Annotated in this window: 21 protein-coding genes, 1 tRNA gene and 1 pseudogene; 17 read left to right on the top strand and 6 right to left on the bottom strand. The window is 67.5% G+C overall.

Features of this window, described 5'->3' with window-relative positions; all coding sequences use genetic code 11:
* Positions 1-180: 180 nt before the first annotated feature.
* Complete coding sequence (locus tag D6T64_RS07625) at positions 181-858, bottom strand: DedA family protein (protein WP_119973833.1); 678 nt, start codon at positions 856-858, stop codon at positions 181-183.
* 23 nt (positions 859-881) lie between these two features.
* Between D6T64_RS07625 and D6T64_RS07620 the strand changes: the two genes are divergently transcribed.
* The 5 genes and pseudogenes from D6T64_RS07620 (at position 882) to holA (ending at position 9,717) form a co-directional block, all read left to right on the top strand.
* Positions 882-2,381 carry an anthranilate synthase component I family protein gene (locus D6T64_RS07620; protein ID WP_233550916.1) on the top strand — a complete coding sequence of 500 codons (1,500 nt, stop codon included), beginning with the start codon at positions 882-884 and terminating at the stop codon, positions 2,379-2,381.
* 126 nt (positions 2,382-2,507) lie between these two features.
* On the top strand, positions 2,508-5,078 hold the full coding sequence (gene leuS / locus D6T64_RS07615; protein ID WP_119973842.1) for a leucine--tRNA ligase: 2,571 nt from the start codon (positions 2,508-2,510) through the stop codon (positions 5,076-5,078).
* Between the two features lie 118 nt (positions 5,079-5,196).
* Complete coding sequence (locus tag D6T64_RS07610; RefSeq protein ID WP_119973831.1) at positions 5,197-5,970, top strand: helix-hairpin-helix domain-containing protein; 774 nt, start codon at positions 5,197-5,199, stop codon at positions 5,968-5,970.
* Positions 5,967-8,348 (top strand): annotated as a pseudogene (locus D6T64_RS23430) (ComEC/Rec2 family competence protein); the annotation flags it as partial. The gene D6T64_RS07610 and the pseudogene D6T64_RS23430, both read left to right, overlap by 4 nt.
* Positions 8,349-8,667: 319 nt before the next feature.
* Positions 8,668-9,717 carry a DNA polymerase III subunit delta gene (gene holA, locus D6T64_RS07600; RefSeq protein ID WP_119973827.1) on the top strand — a complete coding sequence of 350 codons (1,050 nt, stop codon included), beginning with the start codon at positions 8,668-8,670 and terminating at the stop codon, positions 9,715-9,717.
* Positions 9,718-9,731: 14 nt separating this feature from the next.
* On the opposite strand, the gene D6T64_RS07595 is transcribed toward holA, so the two are convergent.
* The 4 genes from D6T64_RS07595 to D6T64_RS07580 form a co-directional block, all read right to left on the bottom strand.
* A complete protein-coding gene (locus tag D6T64_RS07595; protein ID WP_147364503.1) occupies positions 9,732-10,364 on the bottom strand; it encodes a hypothetical protein in 633 nt (210 codons plus the stop codon).
* A gap of 150 nt (positions 10,365-10,514) precedes the next feature.
* Positions 10,515-10,778, bottom strand: a complete 264-nt coding sequence (gene rpsT / locus D6T64_RS07590; protein ID WP_119973823.1) for a 30S ribosomal protein S20 — start codon at positions 10,776-10,778, stop codon at positions 10,515-10,517.
* A 181-nt stretch (positions 10,779-10,959) separates the two neighbouring features.
* A complete protein-coding gene (locus D6T64_RS07585; RefSeq protein WP_233550915.1) occupies positions 10,960-11,691 on the bottom strand; it encodes an alpha/beta fold hydrolase in 732 nt (243 codons plus the stop codon).
* 194 nt (positions 11,692-11,885) lie between these two features.
* Positions 11,886-11,970 (bottom strand) — tRNA-Leu (locus tag D6T64_RS07580).
* Between the two features lie 105 nt (positions 11,971-12,075).
* Between D6T64_RS07580 and D6T64_RS07575 the strand changes: the two genes are divergently transcribed.
* The 3 genes from D6T64_RS07575 to mshC are packed head-to-tail and all read left to right on the top strand — an operon-like array spanning position 12,076 to position 15,603.
* Positions 12,076-13,446, top strand: a complete 1,371-nt coding sequence (locus D6T64_RS07575) for a M20/M25/M40 family metallo-hydrolase (protein ID WP_119973821.1) — start codon at positions 12,076-12,078, stop codon at positions 13,444-13,446.
* Positions 13,447-13,481: 35 nt separating this feature from the next.
* Complete coding sequence (locus D6T64_RS07570; RefSeq protein ID WP_119973819.1) at positions 13,482-14,336, top strand: undecaprenyl-diphosphate phosphatase; 855 nt, start codon at positions 13,482-13,484, stop codon at positions 14,334-14,336.
* A gap of 13 nt (positions 14,337-14,349) precedes the next feature.
* Entirely contained in the window at positions 14,350-15,603 is a 1,254-nt protein-coding gene (gene mshC, locus D6T64_RS07565) for a cysteine--1-D-myo-inosityl 2-amino-2-deoxy-alpha-D-glucopyranoside ligase (protein ID WP_119973816.1), read from the top strand.
* 41 nt (positions 15,604-15,644) lie between these two features.
* Here mshC and D6T64_RS07560 read toward each other — a convergent pair whose 3' ends face one another.
* On the bottom strand, positions 15,645-16,589 hold the full coding sequence (locus tag D6T64_RS07560) for a proteasome assembly chaperone family protein (protein ID WP_119973814.1): 945 nt from the start codon (positions 16,587-16,589) through the stop codon (positions 15,645-15,647).
* Between the two features lie 83 nt (positions 16,590-16,672).
* Between D6T64_RS07560 and D6T64_RS07555 the strand changes: the two genes are divergently transcribed.
* From D6T64_RS07555 to D6T64_RS07515, 9 genes are all read left to right on the top strand, one after another.
* The gene (locus tag D6T64_RS07555) at positions 16,673-17,434 is read left to right on the top strand and encodes an HAD family hydrolase (protein WP_377012075.1); all 762 of its coding nucleotides are present in this window, start codon (positions 16,673-16,675) and stop codon (positions 17,432-17,434) included.
* Complete coding sequence (locus D6T64_RS07550) at positions 17,431-18,507, top strand: tRNA (adenine-N1)-methyltransferase (protein ID WP_119973810.1); 1,077 nt, start codon at positions 17,431-17,433, stop codon at positions 18,505-18,507. Before D6T64_RS07555 ends, D6T64_RS07550 begins: the two co-directional genes overlap by 4 nt.
* 133 nt (positions 18,508-18,640) lie before the next feature.
* Positions 18,641-19,630: an FKBP-type peptidyl-prolyl cis-trans isomerase gene (locus D6T64_RS07545; protein WP_119973807.1), complete on the top strand. Its 990-nt coding sequence runs from the start codon at positions 18,641-18,643 to the stop codon at positions 19,628-19,630.
* A 6-nt stretch (positions 19,631-19,636) separates the two neighbouring features.
* A complete protein-coding gene (locus D6T64_RS07540; RefSeq protein WP_233550914.1) occupies positions 19,637-20,731 on the top strand; it encodes a helix-turn-helix transcriptional regulator in 1,095 nt (364 codons plus the stop codon).
* Positions 20,731-21,735: a helix-turn-helix transcriptional regulator gene (locus D6T64_RS07535; RefSeq protein ID WP_119973803.1), complete on the top strand. Its 1,005-nt coding sequence runs from the start codon at positions 20,731-20,733 to the stop codon at positions 21,733-21,735. Before D6T64_RS07540 ends, D6T64_RS07535 begins: the two co-directional genes overlap by 1 nt.
* Positions 21,735-22,085, top strand: a complete 351-nt coding sequence (locus tag D6T64_RS07530; protein ID WP_119973800.1) for a hypothetical protein — start codon at positions 21,735-21,737, stop codon at positions 22,083-22,085. Before D6T64_RS07535 ends, D6T64_RS07530 begins: the two co-directional genes overlap by 1 nt.
* Positions 22,075-22,329, top strand: a complete 255-nt coding sequence (gene tatA, locus D6T64_RS07525; RefSeq protein ID WP_119973798.1) for a Sec-independent protein translocase subunit TatA — start codon at positions 22,075-22,077, stop codon at positions 22,327-22,329. The genes D6T64_RS07530 and tatA overlap by 11 nt, the downstream gene beginning before the upstream one ends.
* Before the next feature lie 48 nt (positions 22,330-22,377).
* Complete coding sequence (tatC, locus tag D6T64_RS07520; protein ID WP_119973837.1) at positions 22,378-23,130, top strand: twin-arginine translocase subunit TatC; 753 nt, start codon at positions 22,378-22,380, stop codon at positions 23,128-23,130.
* A 5-nt stretch (positions 23,131-23,135) separates the two neighbouring features.
* Complete coding sequence (locus tag D6T64_RS07515) at positions 23,136-25,649, top strand: DEAD/DEAH box helicase (protein ID WP_119973796.1); 2,514 nt, start codon at positions 23,136-23,138, stop codon at positions 25,647-25,649.
* Positions 25,650-25,653: the final 4 nt, after the last annotated feature.

Raw genomic sequence — 25,653 nt, 5'->3', positions numbered from 1 at the left:
TGCTCGCGTGGACCGCCCCGACCGGACACGTGTATTACACCGACCCCGCCACCCCGATCCAGGTACCAGTCATCGACCGGGACGCACCACCACCGTTCTGAGCGTGTCACGCCAGCGCGGTCTCAGTCGAAGTCAGTCTCAGTCAGTCTCAGTCGGAGTCTGCCTCAGTCGGAGTCTGCCTCAGTCGGAGTCTGACGAGTGGTCCAGATTAGTGACGTCGTCCGTGAGCATGTGTCGTTCTTCACGGCGGTGCAGCCACTTCTTCACCAGAAAGACCAGCAGCACGAAACCGGCGATCACGCCGACAAAAATATAGCCGGCAAAGTGCAGCTGTCCGCTGAGCTCCCGGTAACCGCCGGCCGCCGCAGCACCGACCGACACGTAGGCGAACGACCAGATGATGCATGCCGGAACGGTCCAGGCCATAAAGGTGCGGTACCTCATCTTGCTCATTCCAACGGTCAGGGGAATGAGCGAGTGCAGCACCGGCAGGAATCTCGACAGGAAAACGGCGATACCGCCGCGGCGGTCGAGGTAGACCTCCGCGCGCACCCAGTTCTTTTCCCCGATCCGACGGCCCAGGCGGCTGCGCCGGATGACCGGGCCGAAGTGTCGGCCCAGGGCGAATCCGATGCTTTCCCCACAGAGTGCGCCGATGATGACGGCGAGCACGAGCGCCACATACTCGGTCGGGTTCGTGACGGCGGTGCTCGCGACGATGACGATCGTGTCCCCGGGGATGATCAGGCCGATCAGTACCGAGGTTTCGAGCAGGATCCCGACGCCGGCCAGCAGCGTACGAACCACGGGATCGACGCTCGAGACGGAGTCGAGCATCCAGCTGAGGATGTCATTCATTCGTCACAGCTTAGGCTGGCTAGGTGAGCGCTTCCATTGAACGCGAACGATTGCGTGAGTGGCACGACCCGGCAGTCGTCTTCGCTGCCCTGTGCGGCACCAATCCGTATGCCGTCTGGCTCGATTCCGGACCGTTCGCGACGACCGGTGTCAGTTATCTCGGTGCGGCCTCCGCTCACTCCCGTATCGCCACGGCCTCGGTTTCACTGAATACGGTGACGGTCTCCGTTCCTGGCGATCCATTGCGGGCGGATGTCACTGTACCCGGCTCCATCTTCGAATTCCTCCGTTCAGACCGCGTCGAACGCGGCTTGCCCGACGTCGGCGACATCACCGCGGTGGGGGTCGCGGCCGCAGATCCTGAAGGATTCAGCCTGGGCTGGGTCGGCTGGCTCGGCTACGAGCTCGGTGCCCAGACCGTGGGCGCTCCCATGCATGAATCCCGCACAGAGGATGCCGCCCTGCTCGATCTCGACCGCGCCATCGCCTTCGACCACGGCGCCGGGACCGTCACGGTGCTGGCCCGCGCGGGCGCAGCCACCTGGGCCGCCGAGGTACAGGCACTCCTCGACGCGCCGCCGATCCCGGCGGCTTCACCCGTGCTCGAGGGTGAACTGCAGTGCCCGGTGCCACGCTGGCGTCACAGTCCCGGCGCCTACGCCGAACTCATCCATCGGTGTCAGGGCGCGATTCGAGCGGGTGATGCCTATCAGCTGTGCCTGACGAACGAGATTCGCCTCGACATCCATCCCGATCCGGTCGCGGTCTACACCCGGCTTCGGGGCGAGAATCCCACCCACCACGGTGGCCTGCTGCGTTTCGGAGCCGTATCCCTGCTGAGCGCCTCTCCGGAGCAGTTTCTCGCGGTCACCCGGGGCGGCCAGGTCACAACTAAGCCGATCAAGGGCACGCGGGGCCGCAGCGCCGACCCCCGGGAGGACGCTGCGCTGCGCCAGGAACTGCTCGCGAGCGAGAAGGAACGGGCGGAAAACCTGATGATCGTCGACCTGATGCGCAACGACCTGGGACGCATCGCGCGACTCGGATCGGTGCGCGTGACCACCCTGCTCGGCGTCGAAAGTTATGCCGAGGTTCACCAGCTGGTCAGCACGGTCGAAGCCCGGCTGGCGTCGGGCATCCGCGGCCTGGATGCGGTGGAAGCCTGTTTCCCGGCGGGGTCGATGACCGGTGCGCCCAAACAGAGCGCGATGACCCTGCTGGATGCCCTCGAGGACGGCCCGCGCGGAATCTACGCCGGGGCGTTCGGTTACCTGGGTGACGACGGCGCGATCGACCTGGCGATGGTGATTCGCAGCATCGTGATCGCCCCCGACGGGGTCTCGATCGGAACCGGTGGCGGGATCACGGCATTGTCGCATCCGGCGGAGGAAATCGAGGAAACCCGGCTCAAAGCAGCGGGACTGCTGCGGGTACTGGGCGTTCCGGCGTCCTCGGAGCCGGTGAACGACTCCGAGATGGGTAATCTAGAGGGGTGGATGGCGCCCAGTCGCGCATCCGCCTGAGCGACGTACCGCGAACGGACCCCTGCACCAGGCCCGGCGGTCGTATCCCGCAAGCGCTTTTCGTCTTTTTCCGCACTGACATTTCCCGCAATGAATGAGAGTCCCGTGGCACACGAGCACGACAGCATGCCCATCAGCGCCGAACGCGACGAACGCGACGACGACCATTACGATTTCGCCGCCACACAGGCGAAGTGGGCGCCGATCTGGGAAGAACTGAAGCCGTTTGCCACCAGCGACCCGGCCGATACCAGGCCGCGCAAGTACGTTCTCGACATGTTCCCGTACCCGTCTGGTGACCTGCACATGGGGCACGCCGAGGTCTACGCCCTCGGCGACGTCGTGGCGCGGTACTGGCGCCAGCAGGGTTTCAACGTGCTGCACCCGATCGGCTGGGACTCGTTCGGGCTGCCCGCCGAGAACGCGGCCATCAAGCGCGGCATCGACCCGCGCGGCTGGACCTACGACAACATCGCGCAGCAGAAGAAGAGCATGAAGCTCTACGCGACGAGCTTCGACTGGGACCGCGAGCTGCACACGAGCGACCCCGAATACTACAAGTGGACCCAGTGGCTGTTCCTGCAACTGCACAAGAAAGGTCTCGCCTACCGCAAGGACAGCTGGGTCAACTGGGACCCGACCGACCAGACCGTGCTCGCCAACGAGCAGGTACTGCCCGACGGCACGAGCGAGCGCAGCGGCGCCGTCGTCGTGAAGAAGAAGCTGACCCAGTGGTATTTCAAGATCACCGACTATGCCGACCGCCTGCTCGATGACCTGAATCAGCTGGAAGGCAGCTGGCCGGCCAAGGTGCTCAACATGCAGCGCAACTGGATCGGACGCTCCATCGGAGCGGATGTCGACTTCGTGATCGAGGGCCGGAGTGAACGCGTCACCGTCTTCACCACCCGCCCGGACACCCTCTACGGCACCACGTTCATGGTCGTCGCCCCCGACTCCGACCTCGCCGGTGAACTCGCTGACGGTTCCACTCCCGAAGTTCAGGACGCCTTCCGCGAGTACCTCGTGCAGGTGCAGCGCAGCACCGAGATGGAACGCCAAGCTACCGACCGTGAGAAGACCGGAATCTTCCTCGGTCGCTACGCGATCAACCCGGTCAACGGTGAACGCCTGCCGATCTGGACCGCCGACTACGTGCTCGCCGACTACGGAACCGGCGCGGTCATGGCCGTTCCCGCCCACGACCAGCGCGACCTCGACTTCGCCCGCAAGTTCAACCTGCCGGTCACCGTTGTCATCGACACCAATGCCGCCGTCACCGGCGTCATCCCGGTCATCACGCAGGAGATGATCGACGGCACCGAGGAACTCCCCGCCCTTGATCCCCTCAGCACGGGACTTGCGCTCACAGGAGAGGGTCGCCTGATCAACTCCGGCACGCTCAACGGCCTCAGCAAGAACAACGCGATCAAACGCATCATCGAGCTGCTCAGCGTCGCCGGCACCGGCCGCGCCGCCAAGAACTACCGCCTGCGCGACTGGCTCATCTCGCGTCAGCGTTACTGGGGAACCCCGATCCCGATCATCCACGGTGCCGACGGTGCCGAGATCCCGGTTCCCGAGGATCAGCTGCCCGTGCGCCTGCCGTCCACCGAGGGCCTCGACCTCAAGCCCAAGGGCACCTCGCCGCTCGGCGGGGCGACCGACTGGGTCAACGTGCCCAACCCGATCGACGGCACGCCGGCCCGCCGCGACCCCGACACCATGGACACGTTCGTCGACAGCTCCTGGTACTTCCTGCGCTTCCTCAACCCGAACGACGACACGCAGGCCTTCGACCCCCGCGAAGCCGAGAAGTGGGCACCGGTCGACCAGTACGTGGGCGGCGTCGAGCACGCCATCCTGCACCTGCTCTATGCCCGCTTCATCACGAAGTTCCTCTTCGACGAGGGCTACGTCACGTTCACCGAGCCGTTCACCGCGCTGCTCAACCAGGGCATGGTCATTCTTGACGGCGCCAAGATGAGCAAGAGCCGCGGCAACCTCGTCTATTTCACCGAGGAGGTCGAACGCCACGGCGTCGACGCCGTGCGCCTTACGATGGCGTTCGCCGGCCCGCCGGAAGACGACATCGACTGGCACGACGTGTCCCCGGTGGGCTCGGCGAAGTTCCTGGCCCGCGCCTGGCGCATGGCCCGCGACGTGACGAGCGCGCCCGAGATCGACTGGAAATCCGGAGACGCCGGCCTCCGCCGCGTCACCCACCGCTTCCTCGCCGATGCGCCGGCCCTCGTCGAATCGTTCAAGTTCAACGTCGTCGTCGCGCGGCTGATGGAACTGGTCAACGCGACCCGCAAGGTCATCGACACCGGTGCGGGGGCAGCGGATGCCGCGGTGCGCGAAGCCGCGGAGGTCACCACGGTCGCCCTCAACCTCTTCGCGCCGTACACGGCGGAGGAGATGTGGTCGCTGCTCGGTTACGAGCCGTGCGTCGCGCTCGTGCAGTGGCGCAAGGCCGACGCGAGCCTCCTCGTGGCCGAGTCCGTCACCGCCGTGGTTCAGGTTGACGGCAAGGTCCGCGATAAGCTCGAGGTTTCCCCGAAGGTCGGAAACGACGACCTCGAGAAGCTCGCGCGCGAGTCGGCCGCCATCGTCCGCTCGATCGGTGACCGCGAGATCATCAAGGTGATCGTGCGGGCGCCCAAGCTCGTCTCGTTCGTCACCCGCGCGATCTAGCACCGGGACGGGCCGGGCTCGCCCGGACCCGTCCCTCCACAGGGGGTCGTCTCGGTGACCTTTCTCGTCTGTGAGCTCTCGGCCCGCACACCGTGCGGGGTCGTCCTAACCTGCCAGCATGCCTGTGCACGAGGGACTCTCGCCTGACACGAACCGCGGCGCCATCGGCTCTCCCGGTGACCTCGACCGTCTCGTGCCGAGCGCGCGGCTGCGGGAGCCGGTGCCCGACCGGGTGCGACTGCGCGTGAGCGTCGGGGCCGCGATCGTGTTGTTGCTGGTCGCGCTGGTGGTGACCGTCGTGGTCTCGGCCGTTGGCCAGCAATCCGGTAGTAGCGTGATCCCAGCGGATGGCCCGGGACCGCCGGGCACGGATGGCGCCGGCGAACTTCTTAGCGGGGTGGGACCGACCGACGGCACCACCGGCAACGACGGTGCGGCATCCCGTTCTCGGGCGATCATCTTCGTGCACGTCCTCGGAGCCGTCCAACGGCCGGGCCTCTTCGAACTGCCCGACGGAGCACGAGTCATCGATGCCGTCGCGGCGGCCGGCGGGATGACCGACGAGGCCGACCCTGCCGGACCCAACCTGGCCCGCCTGCTGACCGACGGCGAGCAACTGTACCTGCCGCGGGTCGGTGAGATCCCCGCAGGCGTACCGCCCGGAGCATCGGCCGAGGCCGCTTCCCCGGGCACGGCAGGCTCGGTCGTGAACCTGAATACGGCGACCGTGTCGGACCTCGACACTCTCCCGCGCATCGGGCCGGCGATGGCGCAGCGCATTCTCGACTATCGCGACGCGAATGGACCGTTTGCCTCGACCGATGAGCTGCGCAACATCACCGGCATCGGGGACAAGACGTTCGAGGCCCTGAAAGACCTCGTGACCGTATGACTCCTGACCGCAGGACAGATACCGGTGCGCCTGATGCCGGTGTGCCTGATGCCGGTGTGCCTGCTGACGGTGCGCCTGATGACGGTGCGGTGCGGCGCAGCCTCGACCTGCGTCTGGCCGTGCCCGCGGCCGGCGCCTGGGTGTTTGCGGGTGTTCTCATCGCAACTCCGGATTGGGCCGTCGGTGTCGGTGTCGCCCTGTGGTCGGCGGCGGGCCTCGCGGCCGCCGTCGCGGCCGAACGGCCGCGACGACGGGCACGGGCAGGAGCGCGACGAGTGCAGCCCCGGCGTGCTGAGCGGTTCCTGACCGCGCTGCCTCTGCTCGCGGTGACCTGTGCGGCAGCGGCACTCGTTGCGTCCGTGGTCGGCCTGAACGCCCCGCGGCGGCTGCCGGAACTCGTGCGCGCCGCCGCCGAGCAGCACGATGAGGTGACCGTTGCCGTGACGGTGGATTCGTCGCCGCTGCGGTCCGCGTCGGTCGGCTTCGCCGGGGCGGCCTTCGGTGAGCGGTACCGATTTCGAGCCACAATCCGCGATGTGTCGGTCGGCGCCGCTTCCGGCCCGAATGCGACCGCGGTATCCGTGCCGGTGGCCGTGCCGGTGGTTGTGTTTGCCGAGCTGCCCGAGGCCCAGGACACACGCATCGGCAGCACGCTGCGCCTGACGGGAACGCTGCGCCTCACCGATCCGGGCGACGCCGCTTCGGCGCTGCTCTTCGGCCGCGGTCCCCCGGAAAAGGTGGCTGACGCGCCCGACTGGCTTGCGTTCTTCGGCGACCTGCGGGCAGGATTCGCGGCCGCCGCCGCAAACCTCCCGGGAGACGGAGGAGACCTCCTGCCGGGCCTCGCGATCGGGGACACCTCGTCGGTGAGCGCGACACTCGACGGGGCGATGAAGACAGCCTCGCTCAGCCACCTGACCGCGGTCTCCGGAGCCAACTGCGCCATCGTGATTGCCGCCATCATGCTGTTCGGTGGCTACCTGCGGCTGCGTCGGGCGTGGCGCATCGCCCTGGCCCTGCTCGCCCTGCTGGGCTTCGTCGTGCTGGTGACGCCCGAGCCGAGTGTGCTGCGCTCGTCGGTGATGGCGTCGTTCACCCTGCTCGCGATCGGTGCCGGGCGACCCGGCCGCGGCGTGCCGACCCTCGCCCTCAGCGTGGTCGTGCTGATCACCCTCGACCCGTGGCTGGCGCGCAACTACGGATTTGCGCTGTCGGTGCTCGCAACCGGTGGCCTGCTGTTGCTCTCCGGCCCCCTGACCCGGGCGCTGAGCCGGTGGATGCCGGCACCCCTCGCCGTGGTCATCGCCATTCCCGTTGCGGCGCAGCTGGCCTGCCAGCCCGTGCTGGTGCTGCTCAGCCCTACGCTGCCGCTCTACGGTGTGCCGGCGAACCTGCTGGCGGCACCGGCGGCGCCGTTCGCGACCGTCGTCGGCCTGCTGGCCTGCCTGTTCCTGCCGATTCTGCCGCCGCTGGGCACTGCCCTCCTGTACCTGGCCTGGCTGCCCTCGGCCTGGATTGCCGCCGTGGCCCAGACGACCGCGACACTGCCGGCAACCACTCTGCCCTGGCTCGGCGGACTGCCCGGCGCTCTCGGACTCGCAGCAGTCACGGCCGCCGCCCTGGCGCTTCTGCTCACCGGCCCCGCGCGCGAGCGGAGTCCCGCGGCGTGGTCCGCCGGGCGGACCACGGCGCCACGATCGCCCCGTGCAGCCGGCCGGGCCCGGCCGCCGTGGCGTTCGGTGACCCTCGCCCTCTTGATCGTCGGCTGTGGCATGTACGTCGGTGCCCTCATCGGAGCCGGCGTCGGTCGAGCCTTGGCCTTCCCGAGCGACTGGCAGATCGCCGCGTGCGACATTGGGCAGGGCGATGCCGTGGTGGTGCGCGACGTCGACGCCCTCGGGGTCACCCGGTACGCCCTCGTCGACGTCGGCCCTGACCCTGCGCCGCTGCGCGTCTGCCTGAAAACCCTCGGCATCGACCGCATCAGCCTGCTCGTGCTCACCCACTACGACCTCGACCACATCGGCGGCCTCGAAGCGGTGATCGGCAAAGTCGATTCCGCTCTCGTCGGAGAGCCTGAGAACGCGCAGGACGAACGACTTCACGAACGGCTGGCCGCCACCGGCGCCAGCGTGCGCCAGGCCGCTCGGGGTGACATCGGCATGCTGGGCGACCTGCGTTGGGAGGTCTATTGGCCGGTGCGCGGGTCGACGCTGATGCAGGTCGGCAATGACGGCAGCGTGACGATCGGCTTCGTCGGACGGGGCATCCGATCGATCTTTCTGGGTGACCTCGGGGAGGACTCGCAGGAGGCGCTGAGGGCGCTCGGGCCGCTTGCGCCGGTCGACGTCGTCAAGGTTGCCCACCACGGGTCGGGCGACCAGAGCCGGGAGTTCTATGCCGACCTGCGCGCCCGCGCGGGGCTCATCTCGGTGGGCGCCGAGAACGGCTATGGCCACCCGACGGCGTCCCTGCTTGAAATGTTGGCGGCCTCGGGCACCGAGGTGCTGCGCACGGACCGGCAGGGACTGGTCGTGGTCGCGCCCGCACCCGACGGGAGCCTGCGCCTCTGGACCGACGAGCCCGGCGATGCCCCGGCCGCCCGGAACGGCGTGACCGCACCGCACTCGGCGTCAGGGTGGGGGCCGGGGTGGGTGCCGGTTAGGCTGGTTCGAGCACATCAACGATTGGAATCCCGTGGCCGCTCGACCCGCCGCACGCCCCTCCGCCAAGGGGGGCGCCGCCAAGACCGCCGCCAAGACCACGATCGCGCAACTGGCCTGGCATCAGGTGCGACCCGCGCCCATCGTTCTTGTGTCCGGTACCGAATCGTTCCTGGCCGAGCGCGCCATCCGCCAGCTCCGGGACTTTCTGAAGCTCGAAGACCCCAGCCTGGAGATCAGCGACGTGCAGGCCGACAGCTATGCGCCCGGCGAGTTGCTGACCCTCGCCAGTCCGTCGCTGTTCGGCGAACCGCGGCTGATCCGGGTGAGTTCGGTCGAAAAGTGCAGCGACACCTTTTTGGCTGAAGCCCTGGAGTACCTCGACAACCCCGCCGACGATACCTACGTCGTGCTTCGCCATGGTGGGGGAGTGCGCGGCAAGAAACTGCTTGACACCATACGTGGCGGTCTCGGCGGCGGCATCGAAGTGGTGTGTGCCGAACTCAAAAAGGACACCGACAAGTACGATTTTGCCGTCGCTGAGTTCCGAGCAGGCGGCAAGCGCGTGAGCACGGGGGCGTTGCGGTCCCTGGTTGGCGCGTTCAGCGACGACCTGGCCGAGCTGTCGGCCGCCTGCCAGCAGCTGATTGCCGACGCTACGAGCGAGGTCACCGAGGCGACCGTGGACCGGTACTACGGCGGGAGGGTCGAGACCAATGCCTTCAAGGTCGCCGACTCGGCCATCGCCGGGCGCCGCGGCGAGGCCCTCATCACCCTGCGCCACGCCCTGTCCTCGGGCGCGGACCCGGTGCCGATCGTCGCCGCGTTCGCCATGAAAATTCGCACGATGGCCAAGCTCTACGGCGCTCACGGCGGCAGCGCCCAGCTGGCCGGCAAGTACGGCCTCGCGCCATGGCAGGTGGACCGAGCGCAACGGGACCTGCGCGGCTGGACCGATGAGGGCCTCGCCCGCTGTATCGAGGCTTTGGCTGAAGCGGATGCCGGCGTCAAGGGTGCTGTGCGAGACCCCGTCTTCGCCCTTGAGCGTCTTGTCGGTGTCATTGCCCGTCGCGGCGAGCTCTAGGGGGCCGCAGGGCGCTATTCCGCCCCGAGCGTGATGGACGACCGTGCCAGATAGAGCCAGACGCCCTGGGGAAATTCGTCGCTCCCGCAGACCGCACCGGTCACCTTGACCGGGACAACGGCGCCGGAACCGTGCAGGTCGGCGGCCGTTGTGCTGCCGGCAAAGGATTGGGGGAGGGTGGGGCAATACTCGATCTGCACCCGGCCGGCCAGGTCGCTGAACTGCACCAGCACGCTCTGCAGCGGCAACGGCAGAAACAAGCGCATGGCTATGGCCACCGCGACAACGGCCAGGGCGGCCAGACCGCTCAGCCCGGCGATCCGCAGAAGGCCGCGACGCCAGCCGGTCGCGCCCCCGGCTGCACTGGCAAACCCGGCCGCACTGGCAAACCCGGCCGCAGTGGCAAACCCGGCCAGGCTCACGAGAAAGAGCACGAGCGCGAGCACCGCGACAATCGTCCACGGCGCCATGCCCGGCGCAGTGACAGGCTCCGCGAGCAGGGCCGCGGCGACGAGTACGGCACCGGCAGCCGCTAATCCGGTCAACAGGCGTGCGGAGGCTCCGGTTGCTGCGGGTCGGTCGCCATCCGTTTCCGGGGTGCGCTGACGGTGGGTTCGGGCGATTTCAGACACCTGAGGGCTCATCACGCGGTCAGTATAGCGGGGGCCTTCGTCGGGGCAACCCGCGCCCGCACTCCCCGAAATGGGACGGGTGCCGCGACCGGGCGCTCCGTGACGGCACACAAAAGCCCCCGTCGCGCTGACGGGGGCTTTTGAGTGTGTATCACACGATCGAGATTAGACGAGCGCGGAAACGGCCTTCGCGATGGCCGACTTCTTGTTTGCTGCCTGGTTCTGGTGGATGACACCCTTGCTGACAGCCTTGTCGAGCTTCTTGGAAGCGAAGGCGAGGCTGGCGACAGCCTTGTCCTTGTCGCCGGCAGCAATGGCGGTACGAGTCACGCGGATCGCGGACTTGAACTCGCTCTTGACCGACTTGTTGCGCTCCTGAGCCTTCTTGTTGGTGCCAATTCGCTTGATCTGCGACTTGATATTTGCCACGTTTTTTACGCTTTCGTTGGGTTCTGCACACAATATTTCTGAACGGACTAAGTGTCTGAACGGAAATAGTGCGAGCAGAATAATTTGTTTGGACAGCCGCTAGCGGTAGAGGGCGCTGGTGCGGCGATAATCGTGTGGGGTGGGACCCATCACGCAAGTCAACGGCCAACGATACCAGTAATCACGGTCGATACGAAACCACCTGCCCGGTGATGTCCAGCAGTATCCGGCTGAAGCGCTCGGGCTGCGCGAGGCTCGACAGGTGTGTGGCCCCGGCCACGACCACGACCCGGCCGTGCTGGCAGGCGGCGAGGAACCGGGGCTCGTTCAGGCGAAAGTGGTCCAGGGCGCCATTGACGAGCCACACCGGCCCGGGATACTCGGCCAGGCTGCGGAGCGGAGACAGGGTCGACGTGGCCCGGAGTCCCGCATCCATGACGTCGAGCGCGGCGCCCCCCGCCAGCACATCCCGCGCGCCGGCCGCCGGCAGCAGGCGGCGGGCCATCGTCTCGTGCAGCCATAGCCCGCGATCGGGCAGGTGATGGATGCCCCGGGCCAGCAGGCGATAACCGTGCAGCAGCACCCCGCGTGGCACCGCGCTGCACCCGGCGGCGACCAGTCCGGCGACCCGATCGGGGTGTGTTGCCGCATATGCAATGGCGTAGTACCCCCCGAGGGAGAGCCCGACCAGCAGAACCCGGCCGCCGAGGGATGTCACGCCAGCGTCGATGGCGGCGAGGGCGACCGGGACGGTGAAGTCCTCGCCCAGCCGCTTGCCGTGGCCCGGCAGGTCGATCGCGAGCACCGGGTGGCCGGCCGCGCGCAGGTCGTGCTCCTGATGGCGCCACATCGTTCTCGACGCGCGAATGCCGTGCACGAGCAAAACGGGGATGGGCTGACCGGAACGATCCATACCGTGAACCTAAGCACGGAACGAACCCCAGCACGGAACGAACCCCAACAGTGAACGAACCTCAACAGTGAACGTCGGTGAACCCGGTTCGGCTCCGTTAACGCAAGAAAGGCCGAATCTTTCGATTCGGCCTTATCTTGTGAACTGTCTCAACCAGTTCTCGTTAACTGCCCCAGTTACTGGTGCAATCTCCGTGTCCGAGATGGGACTTGAACCCACACGCCCTTAACGGGCACTGGCACCTCAAGCCAGCGCGTCTACCAATTCCGCCACCCGGACCGGGTGATGATGGCCGCCGTTGTTCTGGCTGCCGTAGAAGAATCTAGCATGCTTAGAAGCCCGCTTTGTACACACCGGGCGAAGTGGGCCCGGTAGCGTGAAGTCATGGCTCCTTCAACTCCGCCCGACACCACCTCCGCATCCTCGCCCGACTCGCCGGATTCGGCGAGTTCCGGGGGGCTGGACGGGCTCGACCTCACCGCGCAGATCGCCCGCGACCTGATCCGATTCGATACGACGAATTACGGCGAAGGGCGTTCCAACGGTGAAACGGAGGCCGCCGAGTACGTCGCCGAGAAGCTGCGCGGCCTGGGCCTCACTGCCGAACTGTTCGACTCCGAACCGGGCCGCACGAGCGTGGTCGCGCGGGTCGCCGGGCGCAACCGGGATAAGCCGGCCCTCGTCGTGCACGGTCACCTCGACGTGGTGCCGGCGGACCCCACCAACTGGACCGTCGATCCGTTCGCGGGCGTCATCCGGGACGGCATGCTCTGGGGCCGCGGCGCTGTCGACATGAAGAACATGGATGCGATGATCCTCGCTTCGCTGACGGACATCATCGGGGCCGGTCAGGCGCCGGAACGCGACCTCGTGGTCGCGTTCTTCGCCGATGAGGAGGCCGGGGGAGTATTCGGCTCGCACTACCTGGTGGATAACCGGCCCGGGCTTTTCGCCGGGGCCACGGAGGCGATCAGCGAGGTGGGGGGCTACTCGATCACCCTCGGCGGTCAGCGCGCCTACCTGCTGCAGACGGGTGAGAAGGCTCTGATCTGGATCAAGCTCATCGCCCGGGGCAGCGCTGCCCACGGTTCGCGGCTCATTCACGACAACGCCGTCACTCGCCTGGCCGAAGCCGTTGCGGCGGTCGGGCGACGGGAGTGGCCGATCCGCCTCACCAACACGACGACCCAGTTGCTCGGCGAGCTGGCCCGCATTCTCGACGTCGACCCTCAGAAGGTCGGTCCCGACGAACTCGCCCTCGCCACGGGCACCGCGTCCGGTTTCATCCAGGCGAGCCTGCGCACCACGACAAACCCCACAAAGCTCACCGCGGGCTACAAGCACAACGTGATTCCCGACACGGCCGAGGCGCTCATCGACATCCGTTCCCTGCCCGGCGAAGAGGACCAGGTTCTGGCGCAAATCGCCGACCTCGTCGGCCCCGACATCGAGATCGTCATCGTGCACCGCGATGTCGGGCTCGAGACCGAGTTCAGCGGCCCGCTCATCGACGCGGTCATCGACACCCTCGGACGCCACGACCCGGGCGCGCCCGTGCTGCCGTACCTGCTTTCTGCCGGAACCGACAACAAGGCCCTCAGCAAGCTCGGCATCAAAGGTTACGGCTTTGCTCCGCTGCGGCTGCCCGCCGATCTGGATTTTCCGGCGATGTTCCACGGTGTTGACGAGAGAGTTCCCCTCGACGCATTAGTCTTTGGCAGGCAGGTCCTCACCGACCTGCTCTCGGGCTACTAGTCTCCAGCCCCGATATCTGAACGGAAGCGGCGCGCGTGGACATCATCAATGCGATCATCCTGGGCCTGGTCCAGGGCCTGACCGAGTTTCTCCCGGTCTCCTCGAGTGCCCACATCACCATCGTCGGGCAATTCCTGGGCACCGGCGAAGACCCGGGTGCACGCTTCACCGCGATCACCCAGATCGGCACCGAACTCGCCGTCGTGCTCTTCTTCTGGCGTGACATCGTGCGCATCATCGGGCAATGGTTCCGCTCGCTCATCGGTCGTGTTCCGCGCACCGACGGCGACGCCCGCATGGGCTGGCTGATCATCCTCGGATCTCTTCCAATCATCGTCCTGGGTCTGCTGTTCCAGGACCAGATCGAGACCGTGCTGCGGTCGCTGTGGATCACGGCGATCATGCTCATCGTGTTCGGGGTGCTGCTCGGCGTCGCCGACTACGTGGGCGCGAAGCGTCGCGCGCTGAAAGATCTCACTGTCGGCCATGGCGTAGTCTTCGGCTTCGCCCAGGCCCTCGCCCTCGTGCCCGGGGTCTCCCGCTCGGGAGGCACCATCACGGCCGGTCTGTTCATGGGCTACGAACGCGCCGCCGCCGCCCGCTACGCCTTCCTGCTGGCCATTCCCGCAGTGCTCGGCAGTGGTTTCTACCAGATCTTCAAAACCATCGCGGACCCCTGCGTCGAAGCGGCGGGCAACTGCACCCCCGAGATCTTCGGCCCGCTGGAAACCCTGATCGCGACCGTTATCGCGTTCTTTGTCGGTCTGGCCGTCATCGCCTTCTTCATGAGTTACATCTCGAAGCGCAGTTTTCTGCCGTTCGTCATCTACCGCATCCTGCTCGGCGGCACCCTGCTCGTACTGCTGGCAAATGGCACCATCGCGGCCTAGTTAGGCTGGATGCATGCGTGCATGGCAACACCCCCAGATTCCGTCCGTCCCCGGCCCCTCCACCGCTCCCTGGCTGCACGATACGGCCAGCGACAGCCTGGTGGAAGCGAAGCCGACCACCGTGGCTCGCCTCTACGTATGCGGTATCACTCCGTACGACGCCACGCACCTCGGCCACGCGAACACCTATCTGGCCTTCGACACCCTGCAGCGAGTGTGGCGGGACGCCGGATATCGCGTGCACTATGCCCAGAACGTGACGGATGTCGACGACCCGCTTCTCGAGCGAGCCACGGCCACCGGCGTCGACTGGCGTGACCTCGCCGAGTCCCAGGTCGACCTGTTCCGTTCCGACATGGCAGCCCTCCGCATCATCCCGCCGGACGACTTCGTCGCCGTGACCGAGGTCATCGATGAGATCGCTGCCGCCGTCGGCCAACTGGTCACGGCCGGAATGGCCTATTCGGTGCCCACCCTGGATGCGCTCCACCCGGGCGGCGCCGATGTCTATTTCGACAATGCCGCCGCCGAACGGCTCACCGCCTGGCGTCTCGGTGACGAGAGCAACCTGGACCGGGTACGCATGCTCGTGTTGTCCGCTGAGCGGGGTGGGGACCCCGATCGCCCCGGTAAGCGTGATCCGCTCGACCCGATGCTGTGGCGCGCCGCTCGCGCCGGCGAGCCGGCCTGGGAGTCCGAGGTCGGGTTGGGGCGTCCCGGCTGGCACATCGAGTGTTCCGTCATCGCGCTCAAGGAGCTCGGCACGGACTTTACGGTGCAGGGCGGGGGAGCGGACCTGATTTTTCCGCACCACGATATGAGCGCGGGCCATGCGGCCGCGCTCTCGGGGCATCCGCTCGCCGGCGTCTACAGCCACACCGGAATGGTCGGCTACCAGGGCGAAAAAATGAGCAAGTCGCTCGGCAACCTCGTGCTCGTCTCAGCGCTGTTGAAGCAGGGGGCGGATGCCCGGGCCATCAGGCTCGCACTGCTCGCCCAGCACTACCGTTCCGACTGGACCTGGACCGACGCCCACCTCACAATCGGAACGGCCCGGCTTGCTCGGTGGAGCGCCGCCTTCGGCGCCGACGCCGTGCCCGGCACCGCGACGAGCTCCTTCGTCGTCGGCGCCGTGCGCACCGCGCTGGTCAACGACCTCGACACGCCGACCGCGCTGGCCCTGCTGGACAGGGCCGCACTCAGCGGAGTCAGCAACCCCCCGTTGGTCGCCCACGCAGTGGACGCCCTGCTGGGCATCGACCTGTAGCGGCGTCGCCCGGCCGGGGTGCGTGGCCCGAACGGGACGGGTCAGGACTGGCGTGGTCCGTCGGGCGCGGTGCCGGGTCCGCCGCTGCGGCCGTCGCGGCCGTCGCCGCGCTTGCGGAGGTATTTCTCGAACTCGTGGGCGATCGCTTCGCCGCTCGCCTCGGGCGAATCGACGGTATCGCGGGCCTGTTCGAGCTGGTTGATATAGGCCGCCATGTCGTCGTCCTCCGCCGCGAGGGCGTCGATTCCGGTCTGCCATTCGGCGGCCTCGGTCACGAGGGTGCCCCGAGGAATGACGACGTCGATGATCTCTTCAAGTTTGTCGATGAGCGCCAGCATCGCCTTGGGCGACGGCGCGTTGTGCACGTAGTGCGGCACGGATGCCCAAATCGAGACCGTCGGGATGCCGAGCTGTTCGGCCAGGTCGGAGAGCACGCTGAGGATGCCGACCGGTCCTTCGTAACTGCTGCGCTCAATCTGAAGTTCGCTTCTCACGGCAGCGTTGTCGCTGGAGACGAAAATGGAGATGGGCCGGGTGTGGGGGACATCGGCGAGCATCGCCCCGAGAAAGACCATGCCGGTGACGTCGGCGGCCAGGGCGGCGTCGAGGATCTCGGACGCGAAGCTCTTCCAGCTGCGGCTGGGTTCGGTGCCGAGCAGCAGGTAGATGTTTCCCGCGTTGCTCTCGCTCACCCGGAGCTGGGCGTCTTCGGCGAGAGGGACGCTGGCGGCGCTCGGCACGGACGGCCCGTAGATGACCGCGCCGGGCCATTCGAGCTGGCGTTGGCCGTCTTCACCCGTTGAGACGGTCGGACGGTTGAACTGGTAGTCGAAGTAGACCTCCGGGTCGACCTCGGCGATCTGGGTCACGTCGAGCAGGTCTTTCAGGGTGCGCACGGCACCGGTCGCCGCCTCGCCGGCATCGTTCCAGCCCTCGAAGGCCACAACGAGCAGTCGTCCACCCAGGAATCCATTGCCGTCAGTCACCGTCGTGAACCCTCGCTTCTTCGGTGTCGTATTCCGCGCCGCGCGACGCGCCATCAGTCAAGGATAGGCGGTGCCCGGTACACTTGAACCCCGTGACACCGATCCCCGCGAATTCAGCCCTGCCCGCCGCCGTACTCTGGGATATGGATGGGACGCTCGTCGACAGCGAACCGTTCTGGATGCGCGCCGAAACGGAACTGGTCGGCTCCTTCGGCGGCACCTGGACCCACGAGGACTGCATGCAGCTCGTCGGGTCGGGCCTCTGGAACTCCGCCGCGATCCTGCAATCCCACGGCGTCGACATGCCCGCGGATGCCATCGTGGCGTGGCTGACCAGCCGCGTGCAGGAGCAACTGGCCGCGGAAGGCATCCCCTGGCGCCCGGGAGCCCAGGAGCTGTTACTGGAGCTCAAGGCGGCCGGCATTCCCACCGCCCTCGTCACGATGTCCGTGGAGCGGATGGCCCGCCAGGTCGCCGATTTGGTCGACGTGTCCGATCTGCACGCCGCGGCCTTCGACACCATCGTCGCCGGCGACATGGTCGTCGAGAGCAAGCCCCACCCCGAGGCCTACCTGACCGCCGCACGCATCCTCGGGGTCGACCCGGCCCGGTGTATCGCCATCGAGGATTCCGTTCCCGGGGTCGCGTCGGCCGTGGCGTCCGGCGCACTGACCATCGCCGTTCCCCACCAGATCGACCTGCCCGAAAGCGCAGACTACGTGCGCTGGGAGTCCCTGGCCGGCCGCGGCCTCGCCGACCTCGCCGCCCTGCTCGCGAACCGTCCCACTCCGCTTCCCACTCCATCACTCACCCTGAACACCGCCGAGGACACCGTTACCGCATGAGCCACAATCAAGTTGTCCAGAACAGCGGGCCGTTTCGCGCCGGCGACCGTGCCCAGCTCACCGGCCCCAAGGGACGCCTGAATACGATCACGCTCGAACCCGGCAAGGTCTTCCACACCCACCGCGGCATCGTTGCCCATGACGACATCATCGGCCTGCCCGACGGTTCGGTCGTGACCAACAACGTGGGCGTCGAGCATCTCGTGCTCCGTCCCCTGCTCGTGGACTTCGTCATGTCCATGCCACGCGGCGCCGCCATCATCTATCCCAAGGATGCGGCCCAGATTTTGGCGCAGGCCGACATCTTCCCGGGCGCGACCGTGGTCGAAGCCGGTGTCGGGTCCGGAGCGCTGTCGCTCTGGCTGCTGCGCGCGATCGGCCCGTCCGGCCGCCTCGCGTCGTTCGAACGTCGCGAGGAATTCTCCGACGTAGCCCGGGATAACATTGCGACGTTCCTCGGATCGGACCCCGAAAACTGGACGATCACCCTCGGTGATCTCGCCGAGACCCTGCCCGACACCCTCCCGGCCCAGAGCGTGGACCGTGTCGTGCTCGACATGCTCGCACCGTGGGAGTGCCTCGAGGTAGTCTCCGATGCCCTCAAGCCCGGCGGGGTGGTGCTCTGCTACGTCGCGACGGTCACCCAGCTGTCCCGGGTCGCCGAAGCCATCCGTGGCACGGGGCTGTACACAAACCCGGATTCCAACGAAACCATGATTCGCGGCTGGCACGTCGAGGGACTTGCGGTGCGTCCCGACCACCGCATGATCGGCCACACCGGCTTCCTGATCACGGCGCGTCGCCTCGCGCCCGACACGATCCTGCCCGAGCTGAAGCGTCGGCCGTCGAAGACCGACTTTGACGACGCCGACTTTGAAGCCTGGACTCCCGGTGCCCTCGGCGAACGCACCGCGAGCCCCAAGAGCCTGCGCAAGCGCGTGCGCGCCGCGGGAACCAGCGCGGCCCTCTCGAAGGCCCGCGACCTGGATGCCCCGGCACCGGCCGAACCGGCACCGGCCGAACCGGCACCTGCGGCCCCCGCGCACGCTCCCACCGTCACCGACGCAGATTAGGATGGGCGTCGCCCGGTTTCGCACAGCCCACACAGGCAGTACAGCCAGCACCGCCGCAGCCTCGCACCACCCGAAACCTTCCTGCACCACCCGCGCCGCCTCCGCGAGCGCTCCCAGATCGAGAAGAGGACCCGTGCGCAAGCAAATCGCACTCATCGCCACCGCCGGCCTGTTGATGGCGGCACTGACGTCGTGCAGCAGCCCCAACGCGAGCGCCGCAGACTGTGACGCTCCGGTGACGGATGGCCCCGCCTCCGACCTCATCGCGGCCACCGGTGACCTCGGCGCGGTTCCCACCGTCGACTTCCCGACACCGCTGAAGTCGGAGTCCACCGAGCGCAGCGTGCTCATCGCGGGCCAGGGTGAGCCGACCGTATCCGGCCAGCGGCTGTCCATCGAACTCAGCGTCTACAACGGTACGTCCGGCGAACTCATCGAGCAGAGCCCCTACGGCCCGACGTCGGCCGCCCCCGTCACTCTGAACGACCAGGCCCTCACCGGCCTGCGCCTCGGCCTGACCTGTGCCCAGGAGGGCTCGCGGGTCGCCGTCGTAGTGGCTCCCGACGACGGTTTCGGCCCGCAGGACGGAAATGCCCAGCTCGGCGTCGCGGCGACCGATTCGCTCGTCTTCGTCGTGGACGTCGTGAAAACCTACCTGACCCGCGCGAACGGCGCGAACCAGGCCCCGGAACCAGGTCTTCCCTCGGTCGTGCTGAACGAAGACGGACGCCCGGGAATCACGATTCCGGCCGGTGACGTGCCCACCGAGCTCGAAATGGGTGTGCTCAAGAAGGGCGCCGGCGAGACGGTCAAGGACGGCCAGGTGGCCACCCTGCACTACACCGGAGTTCTCTGGAACGACGACAAGACCGTCTTCGACTCCAGCTGGGAAAACGGCGCCCCGGTACCGCTGCTCGCGGCCGACGGATCCACCACCCAGGGCGGCATCATTCCCGGCTTCGCCACCGCGCTGATCGGCCAGACCGTCGGCTCTCAGGTCGTCGCGGTCATCCCTCCCGACCTGGCTTACGGGCCGACCGCCTCGGGCACGATTCCCGCCAATTCCACCCTGATCTTCGTCATCGATATCCTCGGCGTGGACGACGCCCCCGCCCTGGGCTAGGCGATCGTGGCGGCGATCGCGGTCGAGGAGCGGCTCTTCAGCCTCGTCCTCGCGCTCATCGCGACCGAAACCGGACTGAGTCGTGACCAGGTCTTGTCCACGGTTCAGGGCTACCGGCAGCGGTATGTGCGCGACAAGGACAATACCGGTCTCGAGCGCCAGTTCGAGCGTGACAAGGACGACCTGCGCGAACTGGGAATCCCGCTCGAAGCGCTCGACCCCTACGACCACGTGCAGGCGCGATACCGCATCCCGAAGGGACTCTACGACCTCCCGAGTGACGTGCGGTTCTCGCCCAACGAACTCATGCTCCTGAAGCTCGCCGCCACGGTGTGGCGCGAGGGCTCCTTGTCCGCCGAGTCCCGCCGCGCGCTCACCAAGCTGCGGTCCCTCGGGGCCGGCGCGAGCGACCCCGTGCTCGGATACGCCCCGCACCTGCGGGCACTCGATTCATCGTTCGAGCCCTTGAATCGGGCGCTCGATCGAGGCGAGGTCGTGGCGTTCCGATACCTGAAACCGGGAGACGCTGCCCCGCGCCGTCGGGTCGTAGCGCCGCGCGCCATCGTGCAGTTCGACGGCCGCTGGCACCTGTTCGCCTCGGACCAGGAGGTCGGGGCGACCCGCACCTTCCTGCTCTCCCGCATCGTCGGAGCCGTGGTTGCCGTGCCGCGCAGCACCTTCGAACCCGACCCGACCCTGACCGCACGGCTGGCCCTCGACGAGCTCGAGGCCCTCTGGCAGTCCAATGTCGCCGAGATCGACGTCGAGCCCGGCAGCGATGCCGCGGTTCGACTCGGCAAAAGGGGCATTGCTCCGGCCGACGCGGCGTCCCCCCGGGTGAGCCTGCACTTCACCGACCTCAACATTCTGGCCGACGAACTCGCGGGCTTCGGCCCCGAGGTGCGGGTTCGTTCTCCCGAGAGCCTGCGCGCCGCGGTGCTTCAGCGTCTGGCCGGCGTCGCCGCCCTGCACCGCGATCCGCCGCAGCCCGGCGATCCGGAACAGCACGGTATTCCCGAGCAACACGGTATTCCGGACCAGCACGGTATTCCGGAGCAGCACGGCGATCCACACGTGCGCCCGGACCGGGAGCAGCGCTGATGCCCGGCGCCCTGCGTGGCCCCGATCGGCTGGCCTTCCTGCTGGCCCTCGTGCCCTACCTCCAGGACCACGACACCGTGAGCGTCACCGACGTTGCAGCCCACTTCGACGTCACCCCCGAGCGCGTGCGCGACGCCGTCACACTGATCGCCGTGTCGGGCGTGCCGGGCGCCACGAACCAATACCAGCATGGGGACCTCTTCGACATCCAGTGGGATGAATTCGAGCTCAACGATCGCATCGTGCTCACCCACCTGGTGGGAATTGACGATGCACCCCGATTCTCCGCACGGGAAGCCGCCGCGCTGATCGCGGGGCTGCAATACCTGTCAGCCCTGCCGGAAAACGCCGACCGGGCCGCGATCGCATCGCTCATGGCCAAGCTCACCCGCGGCGCGTCGGCTCCACCGACCCAGCTGTTGGCCGAAAAGTCCGGGTCGGCGGATGCCCTGGCCCTGATCGCGACCGCGGTCCAGGCCGACGTTCAGGTCGAGTTCGACTACCTCAACGGGGCCGGCGAGCACGAGCACCGGTTCGTCGACCCCCTCCGGGTGGAGTCCGTCGACCGAGACTGGTATCTGCGTGGCTGGTGCCACCTGCGGTCAGCGGTGCGCACCTTTCGGCTGGACCGTCTGGTCGACCTGCGCGTCACCGACCGGCCCCGCACGGGCCAGCCGGTCTCCGCGCTGCCCGATCGGCTCTTCGAGCCCTCCGCCGAAGACCTCACGGTTGTGGTGGAACTGCCGGAGTCGGCCCTTCCCCTCCTCGCGGACTACCGGCCCGAACGCGTCACCGATAAAGTGCATACCGAGAAGGTCGACGGTGATCGTTGCCGGGTTCGGTTGCGCCTCGCCAGCTTCCACGGTCTGAAAAGACTCGTGACCGGGCTTCCCGGTACCGTCACCGTCATCGCACCGGGGGAGGCCCGACGCGTCGTGGCCGACTGGGCCGCCGCCGCAGCGGCGCAGTACGAGACGCCCGCCGCGCCGACGGAGCGAGCCTGATGCCGTGGTGGTCGTGGGTTCTCATCTGGAGTGGCCTCGCCCTGGTGCTCCTCTCAGTGCTCGTGCTCTTCAGCGTGGTCCTGTTTCGCAAACTCATGACGCTCGGGCAGGCTCTCGGCGAGCTGGGCGACCGAGTAAGCATCGGCTCAGCCCACCCCGGGGAGGCCCCCGCTACGGCGCGGTCGGTGCCAGCGATCTTCCAGACTCGTGATCGGCTCGCCGAGGTTGTCGCCGATCGTCGGTTCGACCGGCTCCTGCGCCGCCAGTTGCGTCGTGATCGAGCGATCCGCCGCGGTAAACTGTTCGGAACGCTGCCCGCACTCTCGAAGGATTCCCCTCATGCTCAGTAACCTGACCGGATGGCATTTCCTCGTCATCCTCGTCGTGGTGTTGCTCCTCTTCGGGGCGCCCAAGCTGCCGGGCCTGGCCCGGAGCCTCGGCCAGTCCCTCAAAATCTTCAAGAGCGAGATCAAGAGCGACGAGCCTGCCGCCGACCAGCCTGCCGCCGACCAGCCCGCACCGGTCAAACCCGCAGCAGACCAGCCAGCAGCAGACCAGCCCGCCGGCACGGTCGACCCCCGCACGAAGCCGTAGTCCATGGCACTGCGCGGCACCCGGCGCAGAGCCGGCGGCGAGGCCAAGATGTCGCTCGGCCAGCACCTGATCGAACTGCGCAAGCGGCTCTTCCTGGCGGCCGCCGGCATCGTCGTCGGTGCCATCGTCGGCTGGGTCGTGGCGGACTTCGTTTGGGATGCCCTGCGGCAGCCGATCCTGGCGATCGCGTCCGAGCAGGGCCGCGCGGCTCAGATCAACTACCCCGATATCACGTCGTCGTTCGACCTGAAACTGAAGATCGCGTTCTATGTCGGCCTGGTGGTGTCGAGCCCGGTCTGGCTCTACCAGATCTTCGCCTTCCTGATGCCGGGGCTCACCCGCAAGGAAAAGCAGTACACCTTCGGCTTCTTCTTCACGGCCATCCCGCTGTTCCTGGCGGGCTGCACGGCCGGCTGGTTCGTGCTGCCCAATATCGTCGGCCTCATGACGAGTTTCGCCCCGGTCGAAGATGCGGCGTTCATCAACGCGCAGAACTACCTGGACTTCGTGCTCAAACTCGTCATAGCGATCGGCATCGCTTTCGTGCTGCCGGTGTTCATCGTGCTGCTCAACATGGCCGGGGTGATCAGCGCCGCGTCAATCATCAAGTCCTGGCGCATTGCCATCCTCGTCATCGTGCTGTTCACGGCGATCGCGACCCCCGCCGCCGACCTCATCTCGATGTTCATGCTCGCGATCCCCATGGTGGCGCTCTACTTCGCCGCCTACGGAATCGCGGTGCTGCACGACCGGCGAGCTGCCAAACGGGCACTCGCTTTCACCGACGAAGTGGCGCTGTAGCACCCGTGACACACACCCAATCCCCGGCCGAACGCCAGTCCCCGGCAGACCACCAGTCCCCGGCCGAACGGTTCGCCGCCGCCCGCTCCCGCGCCGTGCAGCCGAAGCTGCAGCAGTGGCGCAGCGGCCTGCGCTTCGACCTGGATCCGTTCCAGGCCGAGGCCTGCGCCTCCCTCGAAGACGGCCACAGCGTGCTCGTGGCCGCGCCCACCGGGGCCGGCAAGACCATTGTGGCCGAGTTTGCCATCTACCTGGCGATGCAGACCCGCTCCGACAAGGTCTTCTACACCGCCCCGATGAAGGCGCTGAGCAACCAGAAGTTCCAGGAATTCGTCGCCGAGTACGGCGCCGACCAGGTCGGGCTGCTCACCGGGGACACCAACGTCAATGCGCAGGCGCGCATCGTGGTCATGACGACCGAAGTGCTGCGCAACATGCTCTACGCCGACTCCGACCTGCTGAAAAACCTCGCCTTCGTCGTGATGGACGAGGTGCACTACCTCGCCGATCGGTTCCGCGGCGCCGTCTGGGAAGAAGTGATCATCCACCTTCCCGAGCCGGTGCGGATGGTCTCGCTCAGCGCGACGGTGTCCAATGCGGAAGAGTTCGGCGACTGGCTGCAGGCGGTTCGCGGCGACACCGACGTGATCGTCTCGGAGGAACGCCCGGTTCCGCTCGAACAGCACGTGCTGGTCAAGAGCAACATGCTCGACCTGTTCGACAGCAGCGCCCTCGCGGCCAGCCACCGGGTCAACCCCGAGCTGGTGCGGCTGAACCAGGCAGCGGGGCGCGGCACTGGGGGGCGTTCCGGCAACGGTGCGCCCGGTCGCGGGCACAATGGCGGCGGCCGAAACGGCCGCGATTACCGCGGCGGCCCTCCGCAGCGGAGCCAGTTCGACGCCGGCCGGATGGACCGCGGCGAAATCGTGCGGATGCTGAACGGCAAGCACCTGCTGCCGGCCATCTTCTTCATCTTCAGCCGCGTCGGCTGCGACCAGGCCGTGCGTCAGGTGCTCCGGGCCGGCGTGCGGCTGACCGACGAACACGAGCGCGAGGAAATCCGCCGCATCGTTGACGACCGTTGCCGCGCCCTGCTCGATGAAGACCTCGGCGTGCTCGGCTACTTCGAATGGCTCGACGGCCTGGAACGCGGCGTGGCCGCGCACCACGCGGGGCTGCTGCCGGCCTTCAAGGAGGTAGTCGAGGAACTCTTCCAGAAGAAGCTCGTCAAGGCCGTCTTCGCGACGGAAACCCTCGCCCTCGGCATCAATATGCCCGCGCGTACGGTGGTCCTCGACAAACTCGAAAAGTTCAACGGCGAAGCCCGCGTTCCCATCACTCCGGGGGAGTACACCCAGCTCACCGGCCGGGCCGGGCGCCGCGGCATCGACACCCTCGGGCACTCGGTCATCCAATGGCAGCAGGGGCTGGACCCCCAGGCGGTGGCCTCCCTCGCATCGAAGCGCACGTATCCGCTCAATTCGAGCTTCAAACCCACGTACAACATGGCCGTCAACCTGCTCGACCAGTTCGGCCGGGAACGCACCCGTGAAGTGCTCGAATCCTCGTTCGCTCAGTTCCAGGCCGATCGCGCCGTCGTCGACCTCGCCCTGCGCGTGCGCAAACAGGAGGAGTCGCTCGCCGGATTCGCGGAGGCGATGACCTGTCACCTCGGCGACTTCAGCGACTATGCCGGCATCCGGCGTCGCCTGTCCGCCGTCGAACGGGAAGGAACCAAGGCCGACCCGGCCAACCGCGGGGAGCGCGACAAACGCCAGCGTGAACTTGTGAGCCTGAAAAAGCGCATGAAGGCACACTCCTGCCATCACTGTCCAGACCGTGAACAGCACGCGCGCTGGGCCGAGCGCTGGTTCACGCTGAAGCAGCAGACGGATGCGCTCAGCCAGCAGATCAACGCCCGCACCGGAGCCATCGCGCGGGTCTTCGACCGCGTCACCGATGTGCTGCTCGGCTACGGCTACCTGGAGCAGAACGAGGCCGGCCTTGTGGTGCTCAGCGAGAGTGGGCGCATCCTGCGTCGGATCTATGCCGAGCGCGACCTGCTCGTGGCGGAGTCCCTGCGCCGCGGGCTGTGGAACGACCTGGACGCGGCCAGCCTCGCCGCCATGGCGTGCGCGCTGATCTTCGAGCCCCGGCGCGAAGAAGGCCTCATCGATCCCCGATATCTCCCCAAGGGCGCGTTCCGGCCTGCCCTCGACGAGACGCAGGACCTGTGGAGCCGCATCGACGACCTCGAGCGTGACCACCAGCTGCCCGGCAGCAATCCGCTGGCGGTGGGACTGAGCCTCGCCATGTGGAAGTGGGCGCGGGGAGCCTCGCTCAGCGACGTGCTCGATGAGGCGGAAATGGCCGCCGGCGACTTCGTGCGCTGGACCAAGCAGACCATCGACCTGCTCGACCAACTCTCGGTCGTGGGGGACGGCACGGTCGGCCGCACCGCCCGCGAGGCCATGGACGCCGTGCGCCGCGGGATCGTCGCGTACTCCTCCGTTGCGTAGACCC

This window comes from Cryobacterium melibiosiphilum (assembly GCF_003602235.1).
In the GTDB taxonomy this organism is placed as follows: Bacteria; Actinomycetota; Actinomycetes; order Actinomycetales; family Microbacteriaceae; genus Cryobacterium; species Cryobacterium melibiosiphilum.
The sequence above is the reverse complement of the archived record's forward strand: the minus strand, read 5'-3'. Positions and strand labels throughout refer to the sequence as shown.

Bases quoted from the DNA above. Each gene is read 5' to 3' on its own strand.
- D6T64_RS07625 (WP_119973833.1), bottom strand. From the start codon at position 858: ATGAATGACATCCTCAGCTGGATGCTCGACTCCGTCTCGAGCGTCGAT.
- leuS (WP_119973842.1), top strand. From the start codon at position 2,508: ATGCCCATCAGCGCCGAACGCGACGAACGCGACGACGACCATTACGAT.
- D6T64_RS07610 (WP_119973831.1), top strand. From the start codon at position 5,197: ATGCCTGTGCACGAGGGACTCTCGCCTGACACGAACCGCGGCGCCATC.
- D6T64_RS07585 (WP_233550915.1), bottom strand. From the start codon at position 11,691: ATGGATCGTTCCGGTCAGCCCATCCCCGTTTTGCTCGTGCACGGCATT.
- D6T64_RS07575 (WP_119973821.1), top strand. From the start codon at position 12,076: ATGGCTCCTTCAACTCCGCCCGACACCACCTCCGCATCCTCGCCCGAC.
- mshC (WP_119973816.1), top strand. From the start codon at position 14,350: ATGCGTGCATGGCAACACCCCCAGATTCCGTCCGTCCCCGGCCCCTCC.
- D6T64_RS07550 (WP_119973810.1), top strand. From the start codon at position 17,431: ATGAGCCACAATCAAGTTGTCCAGAACAGCGGGCCGTTTCGCGCCGGC.
- D6T64_RS07535 (WP_119973803.1), top strand. From the start codon at position 20,731: ATGCCCGGCGCCCTGCGTGGCCCCGATCGGCTGGCCTTCCTGCTGGCC.
- D6T64_RS07530 (WP_119973800.1), top strand. From the start codon at position 21,735: ATGCCGTGGTGGTCGTGGGTTCTCATCTGGAGTGGCCTCGCCCTGGTG.
- tatA (WP_119973798.1), top strand. From the start codon at position 22,075: ATGCTCAGTAACCTGACCGGATGGCATTTCCTCGTCATCCTCGTCGTG.
- tatC (WP_119973837.1), top strand. From the start codon at position 22,378: ATGTCGCTCGGCCAGCACCTGATCGAACTGCGCAAGCGGCTCTTCCTG.